The 22,444-nt window shown below is 45.4% G+C and carries 17 protein-coding genes; 4 read left to right on the forward strand and 13 right to left on the reverse strand.

Features of this window, described 5'->3' with window-relative positions; all coding sequences use genetic code 11:
- Positions 1-5,249 (reverse strand): tandem-95 repeat protein (locus tag DXN04_RS21740; protein ID WP_116855510.1); only part of this gene is annotated, 5,249 nt, incomplete at its 3' end.
- Between the two features lie 388 nt (positions 5,250-5,637).
- The gene (locus DXN04_RS21745; RefSeq protein WP_116855511.1) at positions 5,638-6,009 is read right to left on the reverse strand and encodes a SpoIIAA family protein; all 372 of its coding nucleotides are present in this window, start codon (positions 6,007-6,009) and stop codon (positions 5,638-5,640) included.
- 69 nt (positions 6,010-6,078) lie between these two features.
- Here DXN04_RS21745 and DXN04_RS21750 point away from each other — a divergent pair, with 69 nt between their 5' ends.
- A complete protein-coding gene (locus tag DXN04_RS21750) occupies positions 6,079-6,984 on the forward strand; it encodes a helix-turn-helix domain-containing protein (RefSeq protein ID WP_116855512.1) in 906 nt (301 codons plus the stop codon).
- On the opposite strand, the gene DXN04_RS21755 is transcribed toward DXN04_RS21750, so the two are convergent.
- Positions 6,974-7,219, reverse strand: a complete 246-nt coding sequence (locus DXN04_RS21755) for a hypothetical protein (protein ID WP_116855513.1) — start codon at positions 7,217-7,219, stop codon at positions 6,974-6,976. The two genes, DXN04_RS21750 and DXN04_RS21755, sit on opposite strands and share 11 nt — an antisense overlap.
- A 168-nt stretch (positions 7,220-7,387) precedes the next feature.
- On the opposite strand from DXN04_RS21755, the gene DXN04_RS21760 reads away from it, so the two are divergent.
- Positions 7,388-8,410 (forward strand): endo alpha-1,4 polygalactosaminidase, encoded by a 1,023-nt coding sequence (locus tag DXN04_RS21760; RefSeq protein WP_116855514.1) that lies wholly within the window; start codon positions 7,388-7,390, stop codon positions 8,408-8,410.
- 115 nt (positions 8,411-8,525) lie between these two features.
- Here DXN04_RS21760 and DXN04_RS21765 read toward each other — a convergent pair whose 3' ends face one another.
- From DXN04_RS21765 to DXN04_RS21805, 9 genes are all read right to left on the reverse strand, one after another.
- The gene (locus DXN04_RS21765) at positions 8,526-8,864 is read right to left on the reverse strand and encodes a TfoX/Sxy family protein (RefSeq protein ID WP_116855515.1); all 339 of its coding nucleotides are present in this window, start codon (positions 8,862-8,864) and stop codon (positions 8,526-8,528) included.
- Positions 8,865-8,877: 13 nt separating this feature from the next.
- Positions 8,878-9,810, reverse strand: coding sequence for a nitrilase family protein (locus DXN04_RS21770; protein ID WP_116855516.1), 933 nt, complete (start codon positions 9,808-9,810; stop codon positions 8,878-8,880).
- A 28-nt stretch (positions 9,811-9,838) separates the two neighbouring features.
- A complete protein-coding gene (locus DXN04_RS21775; RefSeq protein WP_116855517.1) occupies positions 9,839-10,561 on the reverse strand; it encodes a DUF6597 domain-containing transcriptional factor in 723 nt (240 codons plus the stop codon).
- 137 nt (positions 10,562-10,698) lie between these two features.
- On the reverse strand, positions 10,699-11,247 hold the full coding sequence (locus DXN04_RS21780; protein ID WP_116855518.1) for an isochorismatase family cysteine hydrolase: 549 nt from the start codon (positions 11,245-11,247) through the stop codon (positions 10,699-10,701).
- Positions 11,244-12,461 carry an MFS transporter gene (locus tag DXN04_RS21785; RefSeq protein WP_116855519.1) on the reverse strand — a complete coding sequence of 406 codons (1,218 nt, stop codon included), beginning with the start codon at positions 12,459-12,461 and terminating at the stop codon, positions 11,244-11,246. Before DXN04_RS21785 ends, DXN04_RS21780 begins: the two co-directional genes overlap by 4 nt.
- Positions 12,462-12,525: 64 nt before the next feature.
- Positions 12,526-13,098: a TetR/AcrR family transcriptional regulator gene (locus DXN04_RS21790; protein WP_116855520.1), complete on the reverse strand. Its 573-nt coding sequence runs from the start codon at positions 13,096-13,098 to the stop codon at positions 12,526-12,528.
- Between the two features lie 60 nt (positions 13,099-13,158).
- Positions 13,159-16,233: an AsmA family protein gene (locus tag DXN04_RS21795; RefSeq protein WP_116855521.1), complete on the reverse strand. Its 3,075-nt coding sequence runs from the start codon at positions 16,231-16,233 to the stop codon at positions 13,159-13,161.
- A gap of 96 nt (positions 16,234-16,329) precedes the next feature.
- A complete protein-coding gene (locus tag DXN04_RS21800) occupies positions 16,330-17,169 on the reverse strand; it encodes a TIGR02452 family protein (protein ID WP_158569104.1) in 840 nt (279 codons plus the stop codon).
- Positions 17,169-18,287, reverse strand: coding sequence for an acyltransferase family protein (locus DXN04_RS21805; protein ID WP_116855523.1), 1,119 nt, complete (start codon positions 18,285-18,287; stop codon positions 17,169-17,171). Before DXN04_RS21805 ends, DXN04_RS21800 begins: the two co-directional genes overlap by 1 nt.
- Positions 18,288-18,499: 212 nt before the next feature.
- Here DXN04_RS21805 and DXN04_RS21810 point away from each other — a divergent pair, with 212 nt between their 5' ends.
- Both DXN04_RS21810 and DXN04_RS21815 read left to right on the forward strand, forming a co-directional pair.
- Positions 18,500-19,567 (forward strand): acyltransferase family protein, encoded by a 1,068-nt coding sequence (locus DXN04_RS21810; protein WP_116855524.1) that lies wholly within the window; start codon positions 18,500-18,502, stop codon positions 19,565-19,567.
- A 6-nt stretch (positions 19,568-19,573) separates the two neighbouring features.
- Positions 19,574-20,980: a serine hydrolase domain-containing protein gene (locus DXN04_RS21815; RefSeq protein WP_116855525.1), complete on the forward strand. Its 1,407-nt coding sequence runs from the start codon at positions 19,574-19,576 to the stop codon at positions 20,978-20,980.
- On the opposite strand, the gene DXN04_RS21820 is transcribed toward DXN04_RS21815, so the two are convergent.
- Positions 20,972-22,444, reverse strand: coding sequence for a hypothetical protein (locus tag DXN04_RS21820; protein ID WP_116855526.1), 1,473 nt, complete (start codon positions 22,442-22,444; stop codon positions 20,972-20,974). The two genes, DXN04_RS21815 and DXN04_RS21820, sit on opposite strands and share 9 nt — an antisense overlap.

The raw sequence follows: 22,444 nt of genomic DNA on the forward strand, positions 1-22,444 counted from the left end.
CCTTCAGGATCCGTATCATTTGTCAGTACATTGCCTATTGCGTCGGTATCCTCATTGACAGTCACTGCATCGTTTACTGCTACCGGTGCATCATTTACTGCTGTTACTGTAAAGATTACGGTTCCTGTATCACACATGCTTGGAGTACCATTATCACATACCTTATACTTCAAACTATCCAGGCCATTGAAGTCCTGGTTAGGTGTATAAGTGAAGCTACCATCCGCATTCAATACTACGGTACCATGCACAGGCGCTGTCACCAATGAAGCGGTCAATGCATCGCCTTCAGGATCTGTATCATTAGTTAATACATTGCCAATAGCATCAGTATCTTCATTAACAGTTACTGCGTCATTTACTGCTACAGGAGCATCATTTACTGCTGTTACTGTAAAGATTACAGTTCCAGTATCACACATGCTTGGAGTACCATTATCACAAACCTTATACTTCAAACTATCCAGGCCATTGAAGTCCTGGTTAGGTGTATAAGTAAAGCTACCATCTGCATTCAACACTACGGTTCCATGCACTGGCGCTGTCACTAAAGAAGCGGTCAATGCATCTCCTTCAGGATCAGTATCATTTGTTAATACATTGCCTATTGCATCAGTATCCTCATTGACAGTCACCGCATCGTTTACCGCTACCGGTGCATCATTTACTGCTGTTACTGTAAAGATTACAGTTCCAGTATCACACATGCTTGGAGTACCATTATCACATACCTTATACTTCAAACTATCAAGGCCATTGAAGTCCTGGTTAGGTGTATAAGTGAAGCTACCATCCGCATTCAATACTACGGTACCATGCACAGGCGCTGTCACCAATGAAGCGGTCAATGCATCGCCTTCAGGATCTGTATCATTAGTTAATACATTGCCAATAGCATCAGTATCTTCATTAACAGTTACTGCGTCATTTACTGCTACAGGAGCATCATTTACTGCTGTTACTGTAAAGATTACAGTTCCAGTATCACACATGCTTGGAGTACCATTATCACAAACCTTATACTTCAAACTATCCAGGCCATTGAAGTCCTGGTTAGGTGTATAAGTAAAGCTACCATCTGCATTCAACACTACTGTTCCATGCACTGGCGCTGTCACTAAAGAAGCGGTCAATGCATCTCCTTCTACATCCGTATCATTCGTCAGCACATTACCTATTCCATCTGTATCTTCCACCACTGTCACCGAATCTTTCACCGCCACCGGTGCATCATTTACAGCTGTCACCGTAAACATTACCGTACCCGTATCACACATCGAAGGAACTCCATTATCACATACCTGGTACTTCAAACTATCCAACCCATTAAAATCCTTATCAGGTGTATAAGTATAACTACCATCCGCATTCAACACCACCGCACCATGCACAGGTGCTGTGATCAGAGATGCTGTCAACGCATCACCATCCGCATCCGTATCATTCGTCAGCACATTACCACCTTTCTCTACATCCTCTACCACCGTCACCGCATCATCCGTAGCTACCGGCGAATGATTCACCTTCTTCACCGTAATATTCACGGTAATGATTGATGAACTATGCCCATCACTCACCGTTACCGTAAACACATCCGTACCTACATAGCCCGCAGCCGGTATATATTTATATGTACCATCACTATTCACCGTCACCGTACCATGGGCCGGGTTCGTAGCTTTCGTAAACGTAATCGCCTCCCCATCCAGGTCCGTCGCCGTCACTTTACTATCCAGCTCCGTATCCTGGTTGATCTCCTCATGCGTATCCGGACCATATGGTATATCATTCACCGCCGTAATACCCAGCGATATCGTACCACTAGCCGTCTTCGTACCACCCGCACCCGTATTTCCATTATCAGAAACCGTCACCGTAATCGTCTCTGAAGCCGGAGGCGTATGAGACGCTGAATACGTCAGGTTACCACCTGAGATATAACTATTAATTGCAGACACAGTACCTGAAAGCGTCACACTGCCACCAGACCCTGTCACCGTCACTCCAGCTACCGTTGCAGTATTAAACCAACCCGTCGGCACTGTAAACGTCGCCGATACTGTACCCGTACCTGCATCCACATCTGCAAAAGACACATCCTTCAGTGATGCCGGTGTATCCTCCGTTACCGCCAGTCCCGTAGGCAGCGACATCGTAGGCGCATCATTCACCGGCGTAATATTAATCGTCATCGTCGCCGCTGTCGTAGCATAAGACGTTCCATCTGAGCCATTCCACTGGAAAGAAGTCGTTCCATTCCAATTCGCCGTAGGCGTAAACACAATCTTACTCAGATCTGCCGCCACTATCTCCTGCCCCACCGTAATGTTCGTTCCGTTCAATTTGAAACTACCATTCAATGGCAGACTCAAAATCTTTACCTTGGACAACGCCGTTCCATCCGGATCATTATATACACTTGTGAAATTAGCCGCCGTAAATGCTAAAGCAGCATCCTCCGGACCAGACACACTATTATCTGACACTGTCGGCAGATTATTCACCACCGCCGATACCGTAAATGAATAAGTCGCACGATCTGTGTTACTATCATTATTCTTAATCGTCACTACTGCCGTATAAGTACCAATCGCATGTGATGCCGGATTGAAAGTCACCACGAAACCTAAACCGCTGCCGCTGCCAAGACTCGTACCGGAAGGCTGCGAACTCACTGTAAAACCAGCATCTCCACTAATTGTTACAATCGGTGTATTCGTCAGCGTAATCGTACCTGTACCAATGTTCTGCACCGTAAATGAATGACCCAATGCACCACCGGTAGAAGTCAGCACACCATAATTAGTACCATCCGTAGTGGAAGTCGTTGTTCTATTATCCGCAATAGTCTGCCCATTTCCACTCACACTCACCATAGGTGTCGTCAGGATATAAATACTGGTTGTAGAAGACGGCCCCGTTTCCTTCCCATCATTCACTTCCACTGTGATAGTACGCGTAGTGGTATTCGGCGTACCCAATGTGTTCATATACTGGATCAACTTCAGCGCCTCCGCATATGCCGCAGCAGATGCCACCCCTGACAAACGGATCGTATCCGTATTTGCACCTGAAACAGTAATACCGGAAGGCATCGTACCATTCACAATCAGGTACTCTGAACTTCCGTTCTTATCATTCGTCAATACAATCTTTGCACTGGAAATATTATCACCATCCGGATCAGTAACTGTTACATCATTATCTGCGATATTTGCCCCTGTGGCACTACCCGCAGCGAAATAATTGATGAAGTTCTTTGCCGTCGCTCCTGAACTGCTATCAAGGTCCAGGTTTACCACCGGGCAGTTATTCACCGCAATCTGTGAAGAAATCAGGTTATTGTCGTAATAACACTCTTTATATTTACTGTTCTGATTCGCCAGGCTAGCCAATGTAAAAGGCGTGCCCACTGCATGCCCTACCCCGCCAGATACAAATGAACCATTGTCATTCAGTACCATGGACAGCGGAATATTTACATTACTAAAGCTGCTCAGATCCAGGTTAAAATCAAACGAACGGCACTCTCCCTGGGGAATATCCTGGTTGAAAGTACCTGTATATAATAATATCGCAGCCGGATCGGTAGTCGGATCACCGGAATAGAAAGATACCGGCATACCACCACTGCTGTTGCCCGAACCCGGGTTACATACATTCACGGTTGCCTTCACGATATTACAGGAGCTACCCTTCGTAAAGGTGATACCCGCTGCTGTACTAAACGCCACATCCGGACGTGAACCATAATAGTCACAGGACAAGAGGAACTGGTAACTTGGATTTGCCAGACCTGTTTTATTAATTACTGTCAGCTGACTCTTATCGGACGACAGGAAGAAACTGATATCATAAACTGCACCTGAGTTCTTAAAACCAACAGTACCAGAAGCTGTGCGCGTACTGGTACTATCCAGTGGCACATTCTTAAATGCATAGTTGTCATCCCTCCGGGTAGTACCACTCAAACCTACCTGCTGGTAGAAATAACCAGTCACCGTTTTAGCCGTCAGGTCTATATATCCATATGCCGCCAGGGAGTTCTCATTACTTTCCCTGTCGGTATTTACGGCATTACCCGTTTCATTGAAATAAATAAAGTTCGTACCTGAAGGAATGGTGAAGGTGCGCTTCGCTCCCCAGGTATAACTACCATCAAGAATCGCAGAGATATCTGAATCGATAAACTCCGTACTCATTCCCAATCCCACACGTGAATAAAACTCCACTACATACGCATCGTCAAAATCTCTCGCATAGTTTGCATCTCTCTTGATAATCAGGTTGCCATTCGATACATAGATCCTGGGATTGTATAAACCTACTGCACCATCAGTTGTGAGCTTGCCGGTATAGTCACCTGAAATTTTACCGGAAGACACCATATCACTTGTAGCTGTCGTGGCCTTGTTACTGATCACATACGTCGATCTCCTGGTCACAGAACCACCATTCGCCAAGGTCACAAAACCATTCAGGGTACCAGCAGTCAGATCAAGCCCAAAGCGCATATTCGCATACCCCTCTTCCGTACCGGATGCTGAGTTCAGATCGGTATAACTGGAGTTTGTGCCTTTTCCGGAGATAAACACAATCTCAGCACCTGCAGGAATAGGAATACTCAGATCGGTATTTGTTGTCGTAGTTCCGTGCAACAAAGCTCTGATCTGAGGATCGAGGGGGCTTAAAGAGTTATTGTAAGGAGAAAGGTATTCTACATAATAAGAAGAATGGGTCGCGGTTGCATTTTCCTGGATCGTCAGTGTACTGCCTGAAATAGAAAATTTCACGTTGTTGAGGTAAGGCAATGCATCCCCTATTTTACTGGCCTGTGGAATGGTATCACCAAGCGCCACATTCTTCCAGCCATATACGTTCGTACCAGAACCATCAGTATTGGTATTCTTCGCATAGTTTACATAACCGGAAGAGGTTTTGTTGCCCACATCAATGATGGCATTGATGGTGATAAAGTCCTCATCTCCCTGGTCGTAATCGGAAGTACCCGTAGTGATACCTGTTTCTGAGGAAACATATACCGCTATGGACTTGGTACCTGTGGGGATGGTAAATGTAGGGGCAGCGCCGCCGGGAGCCCGGTACTTTGTTTCAAAACCTAGTACGTCGGCTCTTTTACCACCGCTGGGACTACATGGACTAAAAGGTAACTGGCCCTTCGCCAGAAACGGGAACGCTATTAAGCAGATGCAAATGCTTAACGCTACTTTAATGAAATTTTCTTTCATAGGTATGCGAAAAAGTGCGCGGACGTGAAGCCAGTGATTTCATAGATTTCAGGTGATTGTTGTACCATAGAAGCGGTCAAGACTCACCTTGGCCCAAAGAAAATACAGGTGATGATGTTGACATCACGAACAATGCGAATTTTACTGAACAATGCGTTTTTTGGTTAGAGTAAGCCAGAATTTTCGTACTGATTACAGGCATCCTCCTTACCTAAAGAGCAAATATATAAATATTTGTCGTATATATTTAAAAAATAATTTAGAGTAATGTTTGATTTGCAGGTTATAAGGTGCTCATTGGGATAAAAGGGATATTTACATAAGCTGGAAAATTGGGGGGCTTTCAGGAATATCCACCCAATATAGCGCCCCCGTTTAGATTTAAATATTATTGTTGCCCTGTAGACACCCATTGTACTGCCTCCGAAAACTGTTCCGCCGGAAAGCCCCTGAATGTACCCGGCACAAAAATGCTAAATACATCAGTAAATTTATTCAGGAACTCAGAACCAGATACAATCGCTACCCTGTTCCACTTCGAAATCTCCATAATACCTAAAAGCGCATCCTGCAACCATGCTCCCATGGTCCAGTTTTTCAAGGGCGTTTCTATAATCATGAGGTAGTTCAGCTCCCCGGTCCTATTTACCAGCTCCCTCACAACAGGGTCTACAATATTCAGAAAATTGTCCTGCGTTACTTCGCCGGTGGCCCTGAAGCCCACCATATTATTGGGCATGGATGGAAGAATTTCTATCATCAGATTCGTTTACAAAAAGCTGGTACAAAAGTCTTGCCTACATTTATCGTATATTTGAATTTTACAACTATGAAGATTATCTCCGTCGCGGATTTTTACCAGGCTAAAAATATGCCCCTGCCAGCAACTATCAGCAGGGAAATTGGTCATTTCAATGTGTTTGACGTGGCTGAAATTGCAGAAATGCATAAAAAAACTGCTACCATGCCCTACAATAGAAGGGCTTTCTATAAAATCAATCTCATTATAGGCCGTAACCGGGCAGAGTATGCGGATAAGGTGATTAATATCGATAAATGTGCCCTGATCTTTTCTACGCCAAGAATCCCATATAACTGGGTGCCACAGGATCCTGCACAGGCAGGTAATTTCTGCATCTTTACTGAAGAGTTTATGCTTCCCTCCAAAACAGGCCTGGTGCTAGAAGAGTTGCCTATCTTTAAATCAGGTGGCTACCCTGTATTTGAAGTCACAGATGAAATAAGGGAAGAAATTCAACCCATCTTTAAGAAGATGATTAAAGAGATGTCGTCTAATTACGCCTATAAATACGACCTCATTCGCAATTACATTATAGAACTGATTCATTACGGGCAGAAACTGCAACCTGCTACAGCACTATACCCCACACATAATGCGGGTTCCAGGGTATCCTCTCTCTTCGTGGAATTAATGGAAAGGCAGTTTCCTATTGAGTCTACCAGACAGCAATTACAACTCCGCACGGCAAAGGATTATGCTGACCGATTGGCAATTCATGTGAATCACCTGAACAAAGTGCTGAAAGAGCAGACAGGGAAAACCACTACGGACCTGATCAGCAGCCGCATCACACAGGAGGCGAAGATCCTGCTTAAACAAACTAACTGGACGATATCTGAAATCGGTTATTGCCTGGGGTTTGAAGAGGTAGCGCATTTTTCTAATTTCTTTAGAAAACAAACCAGTCTCTCCCCTGTTGCTTTCAGGGAATAACTACTTTCCATTCACACCTAAGATCTGAAATAACTTCTTCCCATTCACCCTTAAGATGTGAAATAACCTCTTCCCATTTACCCATAAGATTTGAAATAACTTCCTTCCATTCACACTTAAGATTTGAAACAACTTCTTCCCATTCACCCTCAAGATTTGAAATAACTTCCTCCCTTTCACACCTTAGATTTGAAATAACCTCCTCCCATTCACACCCAAGATTTGAATTTTGCAAGCCCGGGCAGATCTACGCAATCATCTCCCCGTGAATTCACTATTTCTTAACAAGAAACCCGTTGAGAATCATCATCAAACTGCCCATAAGGTTTTGTTAAAACTCCCAGGCCTTCATCGGGAATAAAAAATTAATCTAATTTTACCCGATAACCGTAACCGTATTTTTATGAGACCTATACTCTTAATTCCATTCGCGCTATTCGTCCTCAGCGCCTGTAGCAAAAACAATGATACTGATACCTCTTCAGGATCCAACAATGATAGTGCTCCTGCCGACACCATTACCACTACCAGCGATTACAAGCAATCCATGCGTGACTTCGTGATCGGCATCAGCAAGTATGCGAAAGCCGCTCATAACGGGTTTATTGTAGTTCCACAAAATGGGATTGAGCTGGTGACTAAAAATGGAGAAAGCACAGGTACACCGGATACTGCTTACCTGAATGCCATCGATGCCAATGGCCAGGAAGACCTGTATTACGGGTATGATGATGATGATGTGGCTACGCCCACCAGCACCATCAATTACCTGAATCCCCTGCTGAAGATTTCTAAAAATGCAGGCAATACCATCCTCGTCACCGACTATTGCTCCACACATTCCAAAATGACGGATTCTTATAACAAGAACAATGCACAGGGCTATATTTCCTTTGCCGCTGATTCTCGTGGACTGAACGATATTCCGGCATTCCCATCCCCGATTTATGCTGAAAATACAAGTGCTGTGACCAGCATTGGCCAGGTGAAAAACTTCCTTTACCTGATTGATCCGGCCAGTGGGTTTAATTCTAAAACAGCATTCATCAATGCAGTGAAAGCAACAAACTATGACCTGCTGATCACTGACCTGTATTTTAATAACAGCGCATTTACTGCTGCTGAACTGGCAGAACTGAAAAAGAAGGCAAATGGTGGTACAAGGCTTGTGATTTCCTATATGTCCATTGGAGAAGCAGAAGATTACAGGTATTACTGGCAGACAAGTTGGGCCACCACTAAACCGGCCTGGTTAGATGCGGAAAATCCAGACTGGAAAGGGAATTTTAAAGTGAAGTATTGGTATAGTGACTGGCAGAAGATTATTTATGGTAATGATAGCTCTTATACAAAGAAGATCCTAAATGCTGGATTCGATGGTGTATACCTGGATATCATTGATGCATTTGAGTACTACGAAAAATAAAATTGGAGAGCTTGTATCAAAAGTAACTTGAAGGTGTTGAGAATTACATCAAAAAAAAATCTCTTCACCAGGTACCCGGATTAAATCCCGGCAATATTACTTTTGATACAAGCGCTTATTTTTTCTTTTTCTTTGCCGACTTTGCCATCGGGTTATATGCCAACGCCAGCTCAATCCAATAATCAAAATCCCCCTTGGTACGCATCCCGGTTTCATCTACCAGCACATAGCCCTTCATCGGGCGATTAAACTCCATCTGCCGGCAGCCATTTCTTTCCAGCACCTCATCCTGCTTAGCCGGGTCTATCCGCACCATCATATCTCCCTTGTATACGCCTACCAGGATCTTGTCATTGTACATAAATGTAAGACCTCCCATCATGCGGAGTTCCTTTAAATTAGGAAGATCTTCCAGCCGTTCGCGAATGCGGTTTGCAAGTAACTCGTTATCCATAAATGAAAGATAATTATTTTTCCGGCGACAACCACACCACCTTCTGCAACGGCGTATGCTCTCCCCCAATAATATCCCTATACAAATCCGGCCTCCTCGCCTGCAAATACCGATACCCTCCCGCCTGGGTCAACTTCTCCTTTGTCAACAATGCCGTCGCCATATCATTATCCAGTGCCCGGCATTCGGCAATCACATCCCCAAATGGATCAAGAATCATCGCACACCCGTTTTTCAGCTGATCATCATCCATCCCGATCGCATTGGCAAATATGCAATACACCGCATTATCATACGCCCTGGCAGGCAACCATTTCATGAGCCATTGCCGCCCTTTTAAGCCATCAAATTCTATCCGGAGACTCGTAGGGTCGCTTACCCTGTTTTGCCACAATAAAGGGTCTACAAAGCCCGCTCCCGGTCTTGTAGAAGGTGTACACATCGTCACATGCGGCATCAGGATAATTTCCGCCCCTAATAAGCGGGTGGCCCTCACATTCTCTATGATATTATTGTCGTAGCAAATCAGCATCCCTATCTTCCAGCCATGCAGCTCAAATACGCAATACTCACTCCCCGGGCTCAGGTGCGGATTGATAAACGGATGCAGTTTCCTGAACCTGGCCAGCAATCCCGTTTTATCTACACACACGTAAGCCTTATAAATGTGATCCCCGTCCTTTTCAAATAAACCTGCTGCAATAGCAATATTATAGGTAGCAGCAATCTCAGTCAATGCCTGAATAGAAGAACCGGAAGGGATCGGCTCCGCCAGCTCCCATAACTGCTCCAGGGTTAGATTGCGCGCAAAGGTGTAGCCGGTGATGGAGCATTCATGAAATACTATAAGATCAGACTTGGCTGTAGCAGCGTATTGTTCTATCACGGAGAGATTGTAGGCCTTATCTCCGCTGCGATGTTCGAATTGTACAGTGGTGACTTTCATGCCACGAAGGTAGCGTGGCTGACAAAACTTAAATTGTACAATTCCGACTTAAAAAATTACTGGCCAATGGATAATTCTCATGCAAATAATTCCTCGGTGTCAGCCCGGTCAGCTTCTTAAAATCCTTAATAGCATGCGACTGGTCACAATACCCATTTTCAAAAACCAGCGGGGTAATCTTCCGGTCCTTCTGCAATGATTTCAAAAACCGGTGTGTCCTTACAATATTACAATACTTTGCCGGACCAATCCCCACACTTGCCTTGAACCTCCTCTCCAGCTGCCGCTCCTGGTACCCGGAAAAATCCTGTAACTGCGCCAGCGTCAACATTCCCTTCTCCCTATCAATATAATCAATCGTCGCCTTTGTAAGCGAGCAGGTATGCTGCTGCAGGGAACAAAAGAATGCATCCACCGTATCCCTTGCAGGGGGCTGCTTAAAAATAAGTGACAGATCTATAAACTGATCCTTCAGTTCTGTAGCCGGAATGCCCGTCAACGCATGCAATCCATAAGGCCTGAACACCACGATCAACAAAGATCCCGAGTAATACAAATCTTTATAATGCGTGATCTGTCCATATGCAAATGCAGGCGGCAAATACTCCCCATCCAGGATCATTTCACCCTCACAAAATACAATCCCGGGATTAGCGTCAGAAAAGAAACGAATAGGCGTGCGCACAGGATTCTCTATAAAAAGATAATGCCGGATGAATGGACGGAGCGATATAGATGGCAGCACCTGCATATTGTAAATATACTTAAAAGAGCTTGTATCAAAAGTAAACTGATGGCATTGAAAATTACATAAACAAAAATCCGCTCCATCTGGTACCCGGAATAAATCCCGGCAAAGTTACTTTTGATACAGCCCTTTTAATAAAACTATTTACTCCACTCTTCCACTGTCATCACCTCCCCCTGCTTAATAAAAATCTTCTCCATCAAAAACGTATGCACATCCTCCTCCCTATCCGCACATGCATCGGACAATACCGTCATCCTAAAATCCCGGTCCGCCGCCTCTCTTAGCGTTGACAATACCACCCCACTCGTTGCAATCCCCGAAAGCACCATTTCCTCAATCTTCATAGCCCTTAGCAACACTTCCAGGTCACTCCCGCAAAAGGCACTCACACGGCGTTTCACCACCACCGCCTCATTTTCCTGCGGTGCCAGATCCGGATGGATCTTCATAAATTCTGCCGGCGGCACATGTGTTACCATCTGCTTCGCCTGGGTAAATCCCTTGTTATTCGCACTGATCTCAGGAGCGCCAGGCCTGAAACCTACCACTACATAAATCACCGGAATACCCTTACTACGCGCGCTGGCAATCGCCCTACCCACGCTGGCAGTCACTGCCGGACCCGCACTCAATGTGCTCAGCATCGCAGCCTGCATGTCCATTACTAATAAAGCACTGTTACTCATTTTGTTGTTTTGAGATAGTTGGAAAATATAAATGCTATGACAAGGGCAATACCTCCCTGCACCAACATCGTCAGCGGTGCTGAGATCCTCTGTGAGGCAGTGCCTGCTAATAAACTTCCTAATGGCAGCATACCAAAGTATGCCATCGCGACATAACTCATGACTCTTCCCCGCATCTGCGCGGCAGCCTCTACCTGTATAATCGTAATACTCGCCGTCATCGGCAACAGTGAAGCCAATCCTATCACCACCGCAAAAGGTATCCCCATATAAAATGAAGTACAGCGTGAAAAACCTATCAACCCTAGCCCCAGTACGACAGTACTGCCAATCAAAATACCTGTCAGATGAGCACTTTTTTTCAAAGATGCCAGGAACAAACTCCCTACTATGGATCCTGCCCCTACCGCAGCCGCGATATATCCAAATGTCCTTGCATTCCCCTGGAAGATCACTTTCGCAAACACCGGCATCAATGTATCATAAGGTAATACCAGCAATCCCATACACATAACCAGCAGAATAATGATCCCGATCTTCGGTGTCTGCCGCAGGTACACAAATCCTTCTGACAACTCCGTCAGCGCATCCTTCTTCTCCACAGGTGCCACAAACGCCGGCAGCTGCATTAGCAACAATGAACCGATCACCGCCAGGAAACTCAATGCATTCAATGCAAAACAGGTATACGCACCATAAGCCTGCAACACGATCCCCGACACTGCCGGTCCTATCAACCGCGCTATATTCACCATCGCCGAATTCAATGCCAGCGCATTCGTGATATCCTCCTTATTATTTACCAGCTCATGCACCATCGGTTGCCTCGCCGGCGTATCAAATGCATTCACAATGCCAAGTACCACACTCAATGCCAGGATCTGCCATACCTCGTAATGCCCGCTGAATGTAAGGATCGCCAGCATCAATGATTGTATCAGTGAAGCCGCCTGCGTAATAATCAGGATCTTCCGGCGACTATACCTGTCAGACACAATCCCCCCTGGCAACGAAAACAAAAATGACGGAAACTGCTGCATAAAAACCGCCAGTCCCAACATGTATGCAGAATGCGTAACCGAATACACCACCCAGCTCACCGCCGTTCGCTGCATCCAGGTACCAATCTGTGAAATAGACTGCCCACAAAAAAACAAAGCATAATTCCTGTTCCTAAATGCCCTGAAAGCGTTTCCTTTTCCTGCCTGAATCATATCATTTTATTATTGACCTTTCGACACAATCCGGTAAAATGTCGAATATAAGAGAAAAAAAAAGCTAGCTTTTTAAAGCCAGCATTGTCATACGTACCAGTGCATCGATAGCTGGCTCCATACGCGCATAACTATTTTCAAGATCCCATTCCCGCTTGAAACCACGCAGACTACTTGTAAATACAAATATAATCGCCTCCTTGTCTTCCACCTTACAATCCGCCAGTACACGGCTCAGCAATACCAGCTCATCCTTCCGGATCTTCTTCTGGATCACCTTTTTCCGCTGTGTATACTGCGACAACTCCTCCGGGTTCATAGCCGTCTCAAAGATGTCAAAAAAGCTCTTCCGCTTGCGGCCAATCTTCGTCTTCGTAATACCATAAGCACGCAACTTCCCCTCCAGCGTCTGCTCCCTATCTACCACCTTCGTAATCTCCTCAATGATCTCATCCACCTCCGCAATCATCACCGCATCAAAAACCTCATCCTTATTCTTATAATAATAATACAAGGAACTTCTTCCCTTGCCAATCGCCTTCGCTACATCATCCATGGTTACCTTCTGATAACCATGCTTTTGAAATAGCTGCCGGGCGGCCCGCAGAATCTGTTGTTGTATTATATCCTCTGGCATACCCTACAAAGCTAATACTTTTTCGACATTTAGACAACAAATGTCGAAAAAGTAATTATTTTACTGTTCCTTCCCTTCCTGCAAATCCATATCCTTATTCTTCCCCAACTTCACTACCGGGTTATGCTGGGTCCCCGTCACATTAAACGGTATCCCCCAAATTCCCAAAGGCGGCAAACCTACACGCCCCCTCAGGTTCAATCGCCCGTCAAAACTCACCTGGCCTTCAAAGCGGGGACGCATACCCGCTATCCGCAACTTCGTCCTCTCTATGGTTATGATATTATTCGCAATTGAACTACGGATATTCACTTCTGACAATCCCGGATCCTTTATATCCTCCTTACCCGTCTTGTTCGCCACCGTATTCAATAACTTAAATCCTTTCAGCTTAATTTTCTTCAAGGTCAATACCCCCTCCCCTGTCAGCGATGGATAAGACACCTTCATATTCTCATCCAGCCTGCCATTCACATGATACTCCAGGCCAACTATACCGCTGGCCGACGAAGCTGAAGTCGCCATATCATGGAAGAGCTTTATTTCCCTATAAGCACGTTTGATATCAAACTCCTTTGCACTGATCCTGAAATCAAATTGCGCCCGTTTTGCACTCAGACTCGTATACTGTGCATCCATCACTACCGGCGCATCGATTATATTGAACCCGGTATTGCTCATGGAAAGACTCCCATTCTCTATTGACAGGTTGCCATGAAAACGATGCAGGTCTATACTACTATAATTCACCCTATCAGCCGCTGCATTGATCGTCAACCTTACATTCGCAGGAATGATCACCACACCCGGTACACCCGCTGCCGCATCCGCCGGATCACTGTTGCCCGTATAAGCTGCCAGTTCATCCACCTGGATATAATGACTCTTCAGGTCCAGCGCTCCCTGTAAATGCTGATCCGGCTGCATCATATACCCGATCAGGTTATTGAGGTAGCCATCTATATGCAGGTCTGATTTACCATAGTGAACATCGAACTTATCAAACCACATCTTATCATCTGCAAAACGGAAGACCCCATCATTTATATGAAAAGGCAGTGGGAAGATGTTCGCTTTCACCGTTACATCTTTCACCGTCAGCGATCCCCTATTATTCAGTTTCGCATACTGGCCAGACATCGCATCACTCTGCGTACCATGCAGTGACAGGTCAGCCCTGATCATCCCATTTACATCATAACCATCCTTACCCAGTACCTTATAAATCTTTCCCAGGTCTATGGCACCATTCGCTGTTATATCATAATGCGGATCATTGAAATTGTCTACCGATGCTTTCAGGTTGAATGTCTGCCCCTCGAACTCAAATGCCACCGGTTTTATATCAAATCGCAAAGCATTGAAATTGCCCGTTGTATCTACCAGCACCGCATCCACATTGATCTTCTCGATCGGGTGTGGATAATACTTCGTCTTCACCACACCATTACTCATTTTCAGGGATGCCGTGGTGACAGGGAACAATTTCTGTGCAGGTACCCATGGACCTTTACTAAGCACATTTATTTTCACATCTCCATTCAGATCTATGCCATCGACCGGATAGAATTGTTTTAACTCCTCCATATGCAGTAAGCCCACCAGGTTTGCATCTATATCCGGTGCCAGCGCATTGTTGACCTGTATATTTCCTTTGATATAGTTGCTCAGTGCCTCGGCATTGATCTGGCTCACATCCAGGTGTACATTGGTATAACTATTATCCCTGCTGTAAGCCTCCACTACAAATCCAATGTTCTTAACCGGCTCCTTTACATCTTCAAAATGCAGTGAACCATCGCTGAAGGTTGACTTGAAATCAAAGGTCGGCACACTCACATTCTTCACATAACGGCCATCGGCCTTCAGCCTGGCCTGCAGGCGTCCTGTAAGCAGAAATTTATCATAGCCTATCGCTTTCGTCCATTTCTCCATATCGATATCCGCATCCATCCGGGCCTTTATCAAAGGTTTCGTCAGACCCGTTATATCAATATCTGCATTCAGGTGACCTTTATCCAATTGAAATGACAGCGAATCCAGGCTGATATTCAAACGGTCCGGATTCATCTGCGGTATGTGTGTAATGAAGTCCAGCCTTAATTTTTCAATCTTGCTGGATGAACCTGCACTTGAAATCTCGCCATCTCTTACCTTGATCTTAAATGTAAAATCAGGCATCCTGTTCGCATTCGCCATGTACTTTCCCTTCAGTGAAGCAGAGAGTTCCGCATCACCTTCTATATCAGTATGCTCCATCCAGCTCAGGTACTTGGCAGGCAGGGCACTAAACAGCGCTTCCAGTGTTGAAGCCCCTGAGCCCAGCTGAAAATCCATGTTATAGCCATTGCGCAGGAAACTGAATTCCCCTTTGAACTGTACAGGCAACTGGTTAATCTTCAGATCATTCTTTTCAAACACCAGGTCGAGCGACTTCGTATTGATCCTTGTGATCAGGTTTCCCTTCAGTTTCTTGGATTGGATATAAGGCACACCTCCATAAGAGAGGTCAAATGAATTGATGACAACCCTGGAATAAAGGTCGAACTTGTTGGATTTCAAACTGCCCTTTCCTGTATAATTCACATCATTGGCCTTGATATTCAATGCCAGTGAACGGTCATTATAAATGATACGGCAATGTTCCAGTTGTATACGATCTATATTCAGGGCCGCCCCACTGGTATCTACTTTGGAAGCCTTCGTGGGCGCTGCTGGCTGATAGATGTTGTAATTAGGCCGGCCATCAGTATCTACCTGCACATGTACATTGCCTTTAGTCAGGTAGATTTCATTGATTTTTATGGTTTTAGAAAAAACGGTAGATAAGTCTACACCCAGTGAAACCTCTGATGCCACCACCAGTGTATCCTGCTCAAAAGGTGCAGACCCCTTCAGACTAAAATCATAGAGGGTGAGTGTTAAAGAAGGAAAATGGTTAAAAAAGGATAGTCTTGCCTTCGAAAAATTCAGTTCACTGGTGATACTATTATTGGCCCAGGCCTTAATTTTGTTTGAAACAGCCTTTGGAAAAAGCAAAGGCAGGATAAATAGCAATACTAATACTCCTCCGAAAGACAAAGAAATAACTTTCAATGCTTTCAAGGAAGACTTCTTGAAACTAGCACTTAGCATAAAAAGGTATAGGAGCGTTAATTAGGATTCCGCTTGCGGGCGCAAAGATAGAACTTCTCCAACCTGTTTTTCAAATAATTTTAACACTCCCTGTTTTCAGGTAAAAATTTCCTGGAATGCCTTCATATTAGGCGTGGCAGCGCTTTTGTCGAGGACTGCAAAAACGACTGATTTAAAGCATTTACTGTACTTTCCTTCCCCCAATAAATAAGAACCGAAGTAGCGCGCAATATCCTTTGGGTCATTCCGGAATACGCCACAGCCCCATGCACCAAGCAGGAGATGCTGAATATTATGATGGGCAAATACACCCAGTACCCTGTCCATCCTGCGCATCATCACATCTTCCGCCTGCGCTTTTTCGTGCGGGCGGTTATTCATAATCGCACCTATATTCACTGCTGGACTGGTGATGAACGAGACAGGGTAAGGATCTGGCAGCAGTTCGCCATTGTCATTCCGGAATACGGCCACATCCGGGCTCCAGATCATATGGTCCGAGTACAGCAGCGTAGGCCTGGCCCTGTTATACTCGTACATTTCAAAATGTTTTGAGAGGGTCGCGTACAGGGTCGATGACATCGCCAGACTTTCTTCCTGTGCGACGGCACCTCCCAGGAAACCGCCCCCGGGGTTCTTGGCAGAGGCAAAATTGAGGCAACCGATTTTTTTGCCCTCCCGGATCATGGCAGCAGCAGCATCCAGCACCGTAGTGTTGATGACTTCGAATGTTGTGACTTCGTTTGCAGCAGCCACTTTTTCGGCCAGCGCCGGCATGAGGGTGTCGAAATCTTCGGGGGTATACAATTTGCAGTCTTCGAGCATAGTGGCAATAGATGCCTTGATGTTGACAACCTCGTCCTTCACACGATAATAGCCCTGTTCAATGATCTGTAGGGTCTCCTGGGCCTTCTCGGCCCGTGTTGTTTTTTTCATTATGTAATGGATTTCTTTTTCAGCCATGCCCGTATGGGTTCATCATACAGCTTAAGACAGGCATAGCCCACAAGAATGGAAACGACGAAGGTGATCAGTCCATAGCCAATGGCCTGTGAGGGCGCAGCTCCCCTGTTGTCGTATACCCATCCTGTGTAAATGTAAATAAATGGGTAATGGGTGATGTAAATTGGGTATGAGATGTCACCCAGGAATTTGCAGATCTTATTTTCTTTTATACTGTGGGTCTGTCCACCAGCACCGAGGTAAACGATCAGGGGAAACACACATATTATAGCCAGTGCTTCGTATAAACCATTTGCCCACAGGTGCTCAGCACCTCCTATTCTAGGCATAAATAAAACGATGGCCAGTAAGAGACTTGCCCAGAAGAACGCGTTTTTAATACGTACCGGCCGGGTCACCCTGGCTAACAATAAACCACCGAAGAAAGGAAACATCATCCTGGTAAAACCAATCTTAATCTGCTCAGGCGTCAGGGACCAGCCGCCAATGATATCGCCTGATTTGCTGGTAATCGTGTAATGCATTAACGCAGCAGCAGAAAGGACGACCAACGCAGTCAATAATCCCTTTGAAAATTTGCGGATCCCTAATCCGTATAATATGTTCGCAATGTACTCGTAGAACAATGACCAACCCGGGCCATCCAGCGGATGCAATTCCTGCCAGCCCCTGATGTCCATAGATACAGGCACAGGCAGCAGTGTAAAGCCTACAAGCATGGTCAGCAGTACTTTCCATACAGGCACCGTATGAATCTGGGGGAATAAAGCAGGTGAATCGCTGAAATAAAAACAGGCAGCACCAATGATCATACCCATAATCACCATCGGCTGCAGTCTTTCAAGACGGCGGCGGAAGAAACTGCCAACCGTCATCTTATGCCAGCGGTCGTCGTAAGCATAGGAAATCACATACCCCGACAGCAGGAAGAAGAAGTCAACGGCCAGGTATCCATGGTTAATAATCTGCGTGAGATGACTAGTGGCATGGGCTTCAAAAATGTGAAAGGTGACTACGATTAAGGCGGCTACACCTCTTAAACCATCCAGGATCTGGTAGTGTGGCTTGGATGGGAGAACATTTACATTCATAACGGATTCAGATAAAAGTACAGTAAGGTAATAATTTTGGGATAAAAACAAAGGGCATACAAATCATTTATTCTGCAAATAGATAGCATATTATTTTAAAACCTGCGGCAAAGTACTGCGATTCAGGTGACCTTTTAAATGAAACCAATGCATTTACCGGCCGCAAATTTATAATTTGTATTTGTAATCCTGGATGATTATTTTCAGCAGCTATGAAAGAGGACTTACTGAAATCAAAGCAGCATTATGAAATCCTGGATGGTTTGAGAGGTGTAGCCGCTATTGCCGTGGTGTCATTTCATTTTATGGAGATCGTTTATACACCTGATAAAAACTTTATCAGCCACGGATTCCTCGCCGTTGATTTCTTCTTTTGCCTGAGTGGATTTGTGATTGCATATGCGTATGATAATCGTATAGGCAACATGGGAATGAAGGAGTTCTTCCTCTCCAGGATCATACGTTTGCATCCCCTGGTGGTGCTGGGTACTGTATTGGGACTGATCAGTTTTATCTGGGATCCCTTTATGGCACTGCCTGCTGCGTACGGGCCGGGCAAGCTGACACTGCTGTTCCTGTGTGGTATCCTGATGATCCCCTACCCCGTGGTGGCTGAGCGTTGGTATAACCTGTTCAACCTGAATGCGCCATCCTGGTCCCTGTTCTGGGAGTATGTGGCAAATATCGTGTATGGACTACTGTTGTGGAAACTGAGCAGAAGAGTACTTTTGCTGCTCCTGCTGATTGCCGCGGCGGTATTATGCTATGTAAGTTATACTGTCGGCAACCTTTTAGGTGGCTGGAGCGGTGAAACCTTCTGGCAGGGCGGTGCCCGTATTTCATATAGCTTCCTGGCAGGTATGCTGGTGTATAGGTACCAGCTGGTGATAAAAAATAAACTAGGTTTTATAGGTCTTTCGATCCTCTTACTGGCAGCCTTGCTTATGCCGGCCACGAAGTGGAACTGGATCACAGAACTGCTGGCTGTAGTACTGTATTTCCCCGTCCTTATTATGCTGGGAGCAGGTGCAGGACTGCATTCGGCCGCCAGGGGATTATGCAATTTCCTGGGCCGGCTCTCCTACCCTTTGTACATGACGCATTATATGGTCATGTTTGCCTTCGCAAATTATTACAATAAATACAAGCCGGATACCCCTCATCTTGTCATGATTGTTTTAGCTGGATTGCTGGCGCTGATTGGGTTTGCGTACCTGGTAATGACCGTATTCGATACCCCCGTAAGAAAATATTTAACCAAACTACGAAATAATTCGTAGTTTGGTATGATGAGAACGATTTCATTGTTAATACTGTGCCTGGTGGCACAGATGCCCGCTATCGCCCAGTTAGATACCACGTTTTTTTATGGCAGTGTGTTGGCTGCCCGTTCCGGACATATAATTTTTCAGCAAAGCCATGGATTTGCTGATATTGAAGCAGGGATCCCCAATAGTCCCCAAACGAATTTCGAACTGGCTTCTTTGTCAAAAGTATTTACGGCAGTAGCTGTCATGCAACTGGCCGAAAAGTCCTATATCAGGCTGGATGATCCTGTCAACAAGTACCTGGAAGACTTCCCCTACGCAGGGATTACCATCCGGCAATTACTCTCTCATACAAGTGGATTACCTGATTTTGAAATATTTGACAAGGCATACCAGGCGCAACCCGATCGTGTGTTTACAAAGGAGGATATTATACCTGCACTGAAAGCATGGGGGCCATTGAAATTGCAACCTGGCGGGCAATGGAGTTATAGCAGTCCCGGTATGGGTTTGCTCGCCCTGATCGTGGAGAAAGTAAGTCACATTTCATTCCAGGAATACCTGGCAAAGCAAATCTTCAAACCGGCAGGTATGAAGCATACTTATCTCCATTATGTCAAAGATAGTACACGCGCAAAGGCGTATAGTCATCCCTATTACTTTTCCGTTGAGTATGAGAACAGTGATACCGTACCGCGTAACCAGCAGTTCCTGCATGAGTCGGGAGGCGTGGAGGGACCGGGACTGGTGGTGAGCAGCATTAATGATCTATATGCTTTTGACAAAGCCCTGTTTTCAGGGAAATTGCTGCGCAATACAGATACAATGTTTACGCCCGTACGACTGGCCAATGGTGAGCTTGCGATGGCAGGAAAGAATAATTTTGGATTAGGCTGGTTCCTCGTACCTGGCAGTAATATCGTCATGCATTCAGGATATAAGCCCGGTACAAATACAATCCTGCTGCATGACCTGAAGGCAAATGCCACCGTAATCATACTTGACAATGGGAATAGTGGCGGCATCACGCAGTCAGGACTCTACCTGATGCGCACCTTGTTGTCAGCGCCGGCAGCCGGATTGAAAGCCGCGATTATCTTCCCTTTTGGCAGGGATCTGGTCACCCATGGTATAGATCATGCCACCCTGCTGCTGGGAAATATGCTGGCAGATACGGTGCACTATACACAGGTAGTGAGAGACTGGATTGCGATGGGGTATGAGTTGTATCGGACGGGACATCTGCAGGAATCACTGGCCACTTTCCGGGTAGGACATCTGCTCTATCCCAATAATGATTTTCTGTGCATGCTGTATGGAGATGCAATCGCTAAAAATGGGGATCCGCTCACGGCACGGGAGCTGTACCAAAAGGCATTGCTGTTGAATCCTTCCAACAAAGAAGTGGCGGAGCGGTTAAAATGAATAAGAATAATTCATAGTACCGGTCCACTCTGTAACCCGCCCTTTGTGCAGGTAAAGTAAGGAACTGCCCAGCTGGTGTTTCTTCCCCCCGGGCGCATAACCCAGTGTTAGTCCGGTGTTGAAGAGACTGGATTGAGTATAGGCTACTTTAGTAACATTGTAGGTGGCTGATAATGCAGCTTTGCAGGTCTTATCAAAAAACTGCTTGCTGATATTGATATTAGGTCCGAAGAATGCTGTACTTAATCCTGTAGCGGTATTATAGTAATAATTGAATGCACTGGTAAATGATAAATTTTGCTTTATTAATAAATAAGTATAGCCCAGATTAGCAGTAAAAAAACTACTGAGCTGATCACTGGCATCACTTTGATCACTGGCGTGCTGGAAAGAACTGCTCAGGGTAATGGCACTGCGATTGATGCGGTACATCAGCATGGAATTATAACTTGTATTTACCTGGTAATAATCCAGGGTATCCAGTGGACGAGTAAAATATGGATCGGCTAAGGGGCGTACACGGGTGAAGGTACTGAAGTTTGAATAGCCGGCACTTAGCAACCAATGTTCATTGGGAGTCATGCTTGTATTGAAATTCGCCACCCAGCGGCGGGTATCGCTCATTTTGGCATGGTTTAAATTATTAACCTGCATACCGGCATTAGCTGTCAGGGATATTTTTCCTTTGAAGAGTTGCAACGCAGGAGCAATGGTGATATTACGCATATCGTTCACAACCGAATAGGCACCTAAGGTAGTGTAATCAGGTGCGATGCGTTCATAGCGGAGCTGCAGGGAATAAGTATTGCCGGTGTACCCGATGCCTGTCTGGATGGCATCGTAGTGAAGATGATTTAAAAACGAAATTGAATAGGATGCATCTGCAAAAATGCGTTTGCTGATGCGTTGTTTTATGGCAAATGCGGCCGTTTGATTGTAATAAGTGGGATCCTTTGCGGTGAATAGCGCTATACTATAACTATTTCCATTGTGTTCATAGCCAAGTTTTGTCCCATATCCTTTCCTGTTTACATTTTTCAGGAGTGTGCCATACATGGCTGCAATGCGCCATTTGCCGGGACTTAGCTCCACTCCTGCTCCATTGAATACATGCCCTGCCAGGGTGTAATCGGAGAACTGCATACTGCTGCTGCCCAGGTATAATTTTGCCCATTTATAAGATGGGGCAAAACGGTATTGATTGAAGGGCTGGGAATACCTGGCTCCCTGGTTACTGTAACTAAAAGAAAAAGGCATGTTGTAGCCAAAGAGCTGCATGTTGATATTGCCATTCAGGTACCATGCCAGCGGGTCACGGCGTTGTTCCATTCCATAGGCTTTGTAGGCAGTGGTGCTGGTATTGATACTGCCATTCATAGTAATGCCTTTTTTAATGCCCAGCTGGTCGATAGCCTGGGCCGGGGCTTGCTGCACAAACAGGAGGGTGAAGATTACGTATTTCAT

The sequence above is a fragment of the Chitinophaga silvisoli genome, assembly GCF_003412465.1.
Taxonomy (GTDB): domain Bacteria; phylum Bacteroidota; class Bacteroidia; order Chitinophagales; family Chitinophagaceae; genus Chitinophaga; species Chitinophaga silvisoli.